Origin of the sequence: Seongchinamella sediminis (assembly GCF_003457605.1) — a bacterium.
Classification (GTDB): domain Bacteria; phylum Pseudomonadota; class Gammaproteobacteria; order Pseudomonadales; family Halieaceae; genus Halioglobus; species Halioglobus sediminis.
The window spans coordinates 1-9,626 of record NZ_QRAN01000042.1 but is presented as its reverse complement, the minus strand read 5'-3'; the positions used below and the strand labels follow the sequence as shown (position 1 = coordinate 9,626).

At 53.9% G+C, this 9,626-nt stretch carries 8 protein-coding genes; 2 read left to right on the top strand and 6 right to left on the bottom strand.

Translation table 11 applies throughout. The annotated features are described in order from the left end of the window. Positions 1-108 precede the first annotated feature (108 nt). Positions 109-249, top strand: a complete 141-nt coding sequence (locus tag DWB85_RS20040) for a type II toxin-antitoxin system RelE/ParE family toxin (protein WP_117957632.1) — start codon at positions 109-111, stop codon at positions 247-249. Positions 250-378: 129 nt separating this feature from the next. Here DWB85_RS20040 and DWB85_RS19015 read toward each other — a convergent pair whose 3' ends face one another. From DWB85_RS19015 to DWB85_RS18990, 6 genes are all read right to left on the bottom strand, one after another. Continuing rightward, complete coding sequence (locus DWB85_RS19015; protein WP_117957630.1) at positions 379-1,908, bottom strand: arylsulfatase; 1,530 nt, start codon at positions 1,906-1,908, stop codon at positions 379-381. A 160-nt stretch (positions 1,909-2,068) separates the two neighbouring features. After that, the gene (locus DWB85_RS19010) at positions 2,069-2,866 is read right to left on the bottom strand and encodes an enoyl-CoA hydratase-related protein (protein ID WP_117957628.1); all 798 of its coding nucleotides are present in this window, start codon (positions 2,864-2,866) and stop codon (positions 2,069-2,071) included. A gap of 22 nt (positions 2,867-2,888) precedes the next feature. Next, positions 2,889-4,442, bottom strand: coding sequence for an acyl-CoA synthetase (locus tag DWB85_RS19005; protein WP_117957626.1), 1,554 nt, complete (start codon positions 4,440-4,442; stop codon positions 2,889-2,891). 41 nt (positions 4,443-4,483) lie between these two features. Next, positions 4,484-5,923 (bottom strand): coniferyl aldehyde dehydrogenase, encoded by a 1,440-nt coding sequence (locus tag DWB85_RS19000; protein ID WP_117957624.1) that lies wholly within the window; start codon positions 5,921-5,923, stop codon positions 4,484-4,486. After that, on the bottom strand, positions 5,910-7,565 hold the full coding sequence (locus DWB85_RS18995) for a GMC family oxidoreductase (RefSeq protein WP_117957622.1): 1,656 nt from the start codon (positions 7,563-7,565) through the stop codon (positions 5,910-5,912). Before DWB85_RS18995 ends, DWB85_RS19000 begins: the two co-directional genes overlap by 14 nt. 35 nt (positions 7,566-7,600) lie before the next feature. Next, positions 7,601-8,278 carry a nitroreductase gene (locus DWB85_RS18990; RefSeq protein WP_084179942.1) on the bottom strand — a complete coding sequence of 226 codons (678 nt, stop codon included), beginning with the start codon at positions 8,276-8,278 and terminating at the stop codon, positions 7,601-7,603. Positions 8,279-8,391: 113 nt separating this feature from the next. Here DWB85_RS18990 and DWB85_RS18985 point away from each other — a divergent pair, with 113 nt between their 5' ends. Then, positions 8,392-9,288, top strand: coding sequence for a LysR family transcriptional regulator (locus DWB85_RS18985; RefSeq protein ID WP_162846206.1), 897 nt, complete (start codon positions 8,392-8,394; stop codon positions 9,286-9,288). The last annotated feature ends 338 nt before the right edge of the window (positions 9,289-9,626 follow it).

The window sequence follows — 9,626 nt, the reverse complement described above, 5'->3', positions numbered from 1 at the left end:
GAAAAGGGCCTGCGGCTTCCGAAATCCTGAGCATTTTAAGACTGCCGTGTTCTTTCATTGTGGCGGTTTGAACCTATATCCTGCTGCTGTGACCCACACGAATGCCGGATGAACCTAAAATATAAACTGCGCCAAGCTGCCAGAAACGACTTGAAAGACATTGGCCGATACACACTGAAACATCACGGCAAAATACAGCGTGACAAGTATCTCAAAGGTTTTAAAGAGCGGTTTGGAGCCTGTAACTAAATCTGTGTATTTTCACCCAATGCTCCGGTCCTTCTGGCAAGCCTTCGAACACTATAGGCATTTAAAAATGCAAGACACCGCCTGTAGATCGTCTTGATTTGTCCCGCACTCGAATTGTCCCCTAACCTATCAGTCACGAAATTTCTCTGGGTCGCTACTCTGTGGCTTTTGGCTCGGTGGGTATTCCTCAAAAGTCTTCATAAATTTTCCAACCACCACCGCCGATTTGTAAAAAATTGGAACTCGCTCCATAACCCATTCGTTATAGGCGTTGGAATCAGTATCAGCTCGCTCATAGGGATCGCGGCGTAGGTTGAACAGCTTCGGCTGACGCAACACATCAAATTGCTCACGCCACAGGTCGTATCGGCGATGTCGCTGCTCGGAAAACATGACCTTCCAGTCTCCCATCCGAACCGCTGATAGCTCGCCGCCATCGGTAAAATAGAAAAAGTTTTCGCGCGGGCCACTGGGTTCTTCCCCAGTGAGGTAGGGAAGAAAATTATAGCCATCAAGATGGGTAGTGAAAGTCTTACCAGCTACCTGATGCCCCGAGAGTAACTTGCCCTTGATGTCATTCTGCCCAACAGCTGCCATCAGAGTGGGTACCCAGTCCAGGTGAGACATAATCTCATTAGAGGTACTATTTACTGCAATTTTACCTGGCCAGCGCACCAAGGCTGGCACCCTGAAACCGCCTTCCCAGGTTGTATTCTTTTCGCTGCGGTAAGGTGTTATCGCGCCATCGGGCCAAAAATTAAAATGCGGCCCGTTGTCAGTAGAATAAAAAACAATAGTGTTATCGGCTATCCCCAGTTCGTCCAATTGATCCAGCAAAGCACCGACATGATCGTCGTGCTCCAACATCGCGTCGTTGTAAAAACCCTGACCGGAACGGCCCAGAGTCTCTTTCTTGACGTGTGTTTTATGGTGCATTCGGGAGGAGGCAAACCAGACAAAAAATGGCTTTTCCTGGCTATGCGCCTTGTCGATAAATTTCTTCGCAGCGGACAGAAATTCTTCATCCACCGTTTCCATGCGCTTGCGCGTCAAGGCGCCGGTGTCCTGAATTCTGCCGTCTGCAAACGAGTGGATCACACCGCGCGGTGAGAACATATCTCGCACCCACTGTTCAGTGGGATAGTCCTCATGCTCAGGCTCCTCTTCAGCATTCAGGTGATAAAGATTGCCCTTAAACTCATCAAAGCCATGGTTGGTCGGCAGGTATTCGTCCCTGTCGCCAAGATGGTTCTTGCCAAATTGCCCGGAGGTATAACCTAGCGGCCTCAGCAGTTCTGACAGCGTCGGATCACCCGGTTGGATACCAATAGTCGCACCGGGAAAACCCACCTTTGTCAGGCCGGTGCGCAGAGGGTGCTGACCGGTGATAAATGCAGAACGCCCTGCTGTGCAGCTCTGTTCGCCGTAGTAGTCCGTAAATAGCATACCCTCCCGAGCCAGACGGTCGATATTTGGCGTGCTATAACCCATGATGCCTCGATTGTAGGCGCTGATGTTACCAATACCGATATCGTCGCCCCAGATAACCAGTATATTGGGCCTGTCTGCAGCCACTGCAGTGTTAATGCTAGCAATCAGAAGCAGCAAGGCAACGGTAAGTTTCTGCAAGCTAATCACAGCCAAGTTATAGAGTTTCATTAGCTATCCCATCCATTATAAATTTTGTTGGCTGACATTTTACTGGAGTGGGCATCAACTCACTCAAAAAAAACCGAAAAGTCCCTGGCCAACTCGGTAGTTACCGGACCAACGGCAAAAGATTGGAAGCATCAAATGTGACCTTGCCCTGATGTCGAATTTAGCGCACCTTCCACTGTGGTCTCCGCTTTTCCAGAAACGCATTGAGCCCTTCACCAATATCCTGGCTCTCCATCATTGTCTGCAGGGCCGGGAAAGTCCCAGCCTCCTGAGCCTTCTGGGCTGCGGGAACACCGGCATGATCGAGACCGCCCAACACGCATTGTTTGGTTGCCTGAATCGCCAATGGAGCACATCGAAGAATACGCTCTGCCAGTTTCTTGGCACCTGTGAGCGCCTCTCCCTCCGGTACAATCTCGGCAACAAGCCCCAAAGCGCCAGCCCGTTCGGCGTCAACGGTATCCCCTGTCAGGAGTATCGCCATCGCGGGTTTTAGCCCTATTTCCCGAGCCAGACGGTGCATACCTGTGGCAACTGCAGCGGTTCCAATTTTCGGTTCGGGCAAGGCAAACTTGGCATTTTCTGAGGCGATCACCAGATCACAAGCCAGCGCCACTTCAAACCCCCCGCCAAAGCAAATACCATTAACCGCAGCGATAATCGGTTTATTACAACTGGTCCTGTTAGTCATTCCCCCGTAGCCACTGGGAGGCATCTGGTAATCTTCATTGGTTTTGGCGGCGGCCATTACACTGATATCACCACCGGCACAGAAAGCATCGCTGCCCGCGCCGGTGATAATACCCACCCAAAGACTGTCATCGGCCTCGAACCGGTCCAGCGCCTCGGCCATTTCGTAGCTCGCAGCCGGACTGATTGCATTCATGACATCAGGGCGATCGATGGTAAGAATGAACAGGTTTCCTTCTGTCTCAATGTTGATGTACTTATAGGGCATACTGACTCCTTGTCAGGTCGTGTTAGAGTTGCCGGTTTTCTTTTTCCCAGTACGGGTCACGCAGGCGACGCTTGTACAGTTTGCCGTTGGGATCTCGAGGCAGTTCCTTCAAATAGTCGAAGGAGCGCGGCAGTTTCATCTTGGCCAACTTGTCGGCACAGAATGTGATCAGCTCGTTAGAGAGGTCTTCGCCAGTAGGCACACCACTTGCCGGCTGAACAACCGCCTTGATCTCTTCGCCCCAGTCGCTATTAGGAATACCAAACACGCAGCAATCAGCCACTTTGGGATGTAGGATCAGCACATTTTCGATCTCTGCCGGGTAAATATTGGCGCCCCCGGAAATAATCATGTCGATTTTACGGTCGCAGAGAAACAGATAGCCCTCGTCATTCAGATAGCCCACATCACCGGCCGTGAAGTAATCACCCAACCGGTCTTTCTCGGTCTTGGCTTTGTCCCCCTTGTACTCGAAGCGGCCAACATCCGACATGAGCATATACACCGTACCCTTCTCGCCAGTCGGTACGTCCTGCCCTTCGTCATCCACAATTTTTATATCAGCACCTGGCCAGGCCTTACCTACCGTACCCGGGTGCTGTAACCATTCCCGAGGGCCGACCAGAGTACCGCCGCCCTCGGTGGCCGCGTAGTATTCAAAAATTGACAAGCCCCACCAGTCGATCATTGCGCGCTTGATGTCGGGTGGACACGGCGCTGCGGCGTGAATCATGTGGCGCGTACTGGATACATCGTAGCGCGCTTTAATTTCATCCGGCAGTTTCAACAGGCGGGTGAACTGGGTGGGCACCATATGGCTGGTCGTCACCTTGTAGCGATCTATAGCTGCCAGCATGCCCTGCGCGTCCCACTTTTCGACCATCACCACGGCATGGCCGAAGTGCAATGAATTAATGGCCCAGACCATCACCCCGGTGTGGTAAAGGGGCGAGCCGCAGAAATGCACGTTGTCATCCTCCGGCGCGATACCGAACAGGGCCAGCATGCCGGTCATGCTCTGCGCCATGGTTTCCGGGTCGATTTCCCAGGCGGCGCGCACCACCGCCTTGGGGTTGCCGGTGGTACCCGATGTGTAGTTGCGCACCATGCCGCCCAGCCGTTCCTCCGGCAGTGACACCGGCTGGTCTTTCACCAGTTCCTGGTAGTGCCTGAAGCCTTTTAAATCGCCAATGGAGAAACATGCCTCGCTGGCAAGTCCGACCTCGGTGGCAGCGGCGCTGGCAACACCCTCGATACGCGCGTGAGAAACGAAAACCTTGGCGCCACTGTCCTTAAGGATATAGGCCACTTCCGATGCTGCCAGATGCCAGTTGATCGGCACCAGATACATACCCAATTGCGTAACCGCCAGGTTCAGTGCCAAAAACTCCGCACAGTTCGGTAGAAGCGCAGCTACGCTATCGCCTTTTTGCAAGCCTAGGGCGCGCAAGCCATGAGCGATACGATTACATTCTTTAAAAAGGTCTCCCCTGCTCCATTCCCTGCCTTCAGGATCAACCAAGGCAAGTGCATCGGGGTTCTGCTGGGCAAGGTGCCAGAATCCAAGTTGTAACATCGCTACGTTTCTCCAAATCATATTGTTAGCATATTAATTGTTTATTTCTTAATCATTGCATCCATCATGCGATCAACCTTGTCACCATAGGGTGGCAGGGAACCGGACAATTTAGGCAGATTGAGGAACCCCTGACGAAATACCGACTTCGCATGGCTGAAGGTTTTAAACCCTTCACGACCGTGGAAGTGGCCCATGCCACTGGCGCCAACGCCTCCAAAAGGCATGTCGTCGCAGGCAAAATGCACTCCGATGTCATTGATACTCATCCCACCGGCGGTTGTGTTGGCAATCAGGTATTCCTGTTCCTTTTTCTCATGGCCAAAGTAATACATGGCCAGAGGGTGTGGACGACGATTTATATTAACGATAACTTCACCCAGATCGCTGTAGGGAAGCACACATAAAACCGGGCCGAACAGTTCTTCTTGCATCACCTTCATGTCGTCGCTGGGGTCGATCACCAGGTGAATGGGCATACGGTGGCGAGCCCTGTCATTCCAGTCCTCTCCTTCGGGCGACAAGGTGACGACTCGCGCATTCTTGGCTCTCGCGTCGGTGATATAGCCCTGTACACGATCGAAATTACGTTCATTGATCAGTGAAACGAAATCGTCGTTATGCATAAAGGTCGGGTACTGGTTGGCAATGGTCTGCTGGCAGTGACTGATAAACGCCTCCGTTTTTTCCTCGGGCACAAAGCAATAGTCGGGGCTGATACACACCTGACCTGCATTCATGGCCTTACCCGCAATGATTTTCTCCGCCGCTTCTTCTAGCTTGGCACCCTGGGAGACAATCACCGGTGACTTGCCACCCAGCTCCAGGGTTACCGGCGTCAGGTTTTGTGCGGCAGAGCGCATCACAAGCTTTCCCACCTGCCCCGCGCCCGTAAAGATGATGTGATCTAGGGGCAAAGAGCTGAATGCTGACCCGACGTCAGCACCACCGCTGACCACGGCGATTTCAGTTTCATCGAAGTACTGGCGGAACAATTCCGATAGCACAGCGACTGTTTTCGGGTTGAATTCTGACGGCTTGATCATGGCGCGGTTACCCGCCCCCAGGACGTCCGCCAACGGGCTGAAGACAACGTTGATGGGAACGTTCCACGGGCTCATAATGCCAACCACACCCTTGGGCTGATAGTAGATATCTGCCCGCGCTCCCAGCAGGTTCATGGGGAAAGGTGCACGCCGCCGCTCGGGCTTCATCCACTTGCGGATATACTTCTTGACGAACTTGAGGGTGTTCACCGAGGTGAACAGGTCGCTCATCCGAGTCACGCGCTGGGAGCGACCGCCGAAGTCCTCATTGACGGCTGCACAAAGTGCATCCTGATGGTCGACGATCAGGGCGATACAGCGTTCTATCCGGTCCACACGAGTTTCCAGTGCCACAGGTCCCTCACTCTCGAAGGCGCGACGCTGGTTCTGGAGAATGCGGGCGAGATCAGCCGAACTAGTTTCAATATATGTCATGAGAGATAGCCTCGTTCAGTTCAGCGGGCGCTGTAACGGTGCGCCGGTCCGACAGGATCATATCCGCGCACTTGTCGGCGATAACGACGCAGGCCGCATGCGTGTTGCCGGATACGATGGTGGGCATGATGGAAGCATCTGCCACGCGCAGGCCGTCGATGCCGTGTACTTTCAGGGCCGGGTCTACTACCGACAGAGCATCGGTCCCCATTTTGCAGGTGCTGGTTGGGTGGTACACCGACACGGCATCTTTGCGCACGTACTCGAGGATTTCCTCATCAGAGTGCACCTCAGGACCAGGAGTCATCTCATGGCCACCGTACGCCTGCAAGCACTGCGCTTTGAAAATTGCCCGCGTCCTCTTCACCGCCGCGATCGTGACCTGCCTGTCCTCTTGCGTTGCCAGGTAGTTGGCCCTGATTGCAGGGTACTCATCGTATCGCTTGGATTGGATGTGCACCGAGCCACGGCTACTGGGTCGCAGGTAGCACACGGTGGCTGTGGATCCCGGCTGGGGCACCATTGCGCCCTTGTCGTTGTACCTGGCAGCGGCAGGTGCAAAATGAATCTGCGCGTTCGGACGATTTAAGGTGCCATCCGTCCTGAAGAACGCTCCGACCTGGGCGGCCGGCAAGGCGAGCATGCCGCGGCGCTTGAAAAGGTACGAGAAGATGTGGCGAATAAAACGCCAGGGCTTCATTTCGTCGTAGTAGGTGGAGTGGTTCTTGATGTAGTAGCACACGTTAATGGTGAGGTGGTCCTGGAGGTTCTCCCCCACTCCCGGCAGGTGCTTCTTCACCTCGATACCGTGGCGCTGCAACAGGGCCTCGTCACCGATTCCGGACAGCTCTAGCAATTGCGGTGAATTAATGGAACCGCCACTGAGGACAACCTCTCCGCTACAGCGTGCCTCTTGCTCTAGGCGCTCGCCTTTGCGCTGGTAGGCTACACCTACCGCGCGGCCATTCTCGATCAACACACGTGTTGCCAGCGCGTGGGTCTCAATAGTGAGGTTAGGGCGCTTGCGGCTCGGGTTCAAATGCGAGGCGGCGGAACTCTGGCGAATGCCATTCTTGATATTGACCTGGAAGTAGCCAATACCCTCCTGCTGCTCGCCATTAAAATCCGGATTATAGGGGATACCCACTTCTTCCCCCGCCTTGACAAATTGCCCGGCCATATCGAACTGCCCGGCTACCTTGTCCACCCAGAGAGGGCCACCCACACCATGATAGCGGTTCTCTCCATTGGTATTGTGCTCGTGGCGACGGAAGTACGGCAGTAGTTCTTTGTAGGACCAGCCCTCGTTGCCCGCCTCTGCCCAGCTGTCAAAATCCTCTTTTTGGCCGCGAATATATATCATGCCATGCAGGCAGCTTGAGCCACCCAGCACCTTGCCACGGGGCCACTTGATACGGCGATTATTGAGTTCCGGCTCTGGTTCAGTTTCATAACACCAGTCCGCCTTGGAACCTTGCAGGGTTGTCGCCCCAAGAGGAATGTGGATCATCGGATTGCGATCGCGCCCACCTGCCTCAAGCAACAGGACCCTGTGGCTGGCTTCACGTGACAACCGCTGCGCCAACACACAGCCGGCGGAGCCCCCGCCAATAATGATGTAATCGTACAACGGCACTTCCATTTTTATCTCCTCCTGCTCGACAGACTTTCTGTAGGCTAGAAACCTTTAATCTGGACGAAATCTTCCAGATCAGCACGAGGGTGATTCAGGTAGTTGACGGGGTTTTCCGGTTCTCCGTAGCCCAGGGAAATACCGACCATGATTTTTTCGGCCGCGGGAATACTCATGGCCTCTTTCACGGCCTTGGGCCACAACGTCCAACTGACTTGGGGGCAGGTGTCGAGCCCACGCTCCTTGGCAACCAGCATCAGGGTTTGGGCAAAGATGCCTATATCCAGCGCCTGGGACTCGCCCATACTGTTATCCATGGTAATGATGATGCCAACGGGGGCGCCGAAGAACTGATAGTTGCGCATGACTTGCTGGATGCGCGCGCCCTTATCTTCACGGGGGATACCCAGCGCGGTGTACATGCGCTCGCCGCAGGTGGCACGGCGCTCTCGGTAGGGCTCACCCAGAGGCTCCGGATAGGTGGGAAACTCCGGCACTTCCATCTCGCCAGAATACAGACGGCCCTGAATGGATTGGAGCGCCGCCTGCAGCGCTTCACCGGTAAAGACATGGACATTCCAGGGTTGAATGTTACTGCCTGACGGCGCATGGCCCGCGGTGCCAAGTAACTCTTTGATCAAGGCTTCAGCAACTGGCCGATCGGTAAATGCTCTGACCGCCCGGCGGTTAGTGACCGCCTCTGTAACGCTCATTTGACTCATGGCTCAACACCTTTCTTATCCTGAATGAGAAAAAAGTGTACAGACAACACGCAATGACGATAATAGGTAAAATCGGATTTCTTTTTTTCTTATACGAAATAATTGGTTACCCCATGCAAGACGCACAAAATCTGATGATTTTCGCTCAGGTGCTCGAGTCGGGCAGTTTCTCCAAAGCCGCGCAGCGCCTGGGCATCGCCAACTCGTCGGTGAGCAAGCGCATGCAGGTTCTGGAAGCCAGTCTGGGCGTGCGCCTCATTCATCGCACTACCCGCAGCCTTAAACCGACTGAGGAAGGGCAGAAACTGTATGAGCGTTGCGCACGCATCAAGGAGCAAATTGAAGACATTTCACTTGAAGCGAGTGGGTTCAAGGAAATACCCCGAGGTAGTGTCAAGATATGCGTGCCGCCGCTAATGGCGCACACCAAACTGACACCCCAGTTGCCAGACTTCCTGTCCAGGTACCCCGAGGTTTCTATCGAGTTGGAGCTCACGGAACGCGAGAGCGATTTGCAGCACACCGGCTTTGATCTTTCGATTCGCACCGGAGAACTGCGCGACTCGAGTGTGATCGCGCAGCAGCTGTGTATAGTTAATTCAGTTCTATGTGCCGCGCCCGGTTATCTCGACCAGCATGGCCGACCCTCACACCCCACAGACTTAGAAAAATATAATTACCTCGCTTGGCGGAGTCCTGACAGAAAGTCGTACAACCAATTAGTGTTTCGAAAAGGCACCAAGAGCTACAAAACACCAACAGCCGGGAACTTCGTCAGTTCCAACGCGCTGGCCGTGAAGGAGGCCGCAATATTTGGCGCCGGGATTACGCTCCTGCCAGACATCACAATCAACCAGGAAATCGAGTCCGGGCTGCTGGAGCAGCTTCTCCCGAGATACACCTGCTATCAGTACCCACTGTACATGTGCTATCACCATAGAGACCACTTGCCGGCAAAAATGAAGGTTGCTACTGAATTTATTAAGAAGGTCTTTCAAAGCGGGTCGTAGAATCGTTGACACAGCTCGATTGGGGGGACCTGATTATCAGCCCTGGTGGACCATAGACTCGTCTTTTCATCAAGGCTTGCCAGATCGATGAACTTTGCGGGAAATGGATCTCCGCGGACGCGACCGGGATCGCGCAGGTTGTGTCAGAGCGATTTTTTTGGAGGGGGGGCTTGGCGTTTGGTCCCAAAACGGTCCCACGGTGATGGAAAAGAGGATATGGCTCTTCATCATTAACGGGGGACACCGATGTTCATTAAACTGAATTTGCGAAGTTCGTTTAATGGAGAGTACACCGATGTCCCACGCAGGATTAATATTAGGCCTTCCGGAGTTGGAGG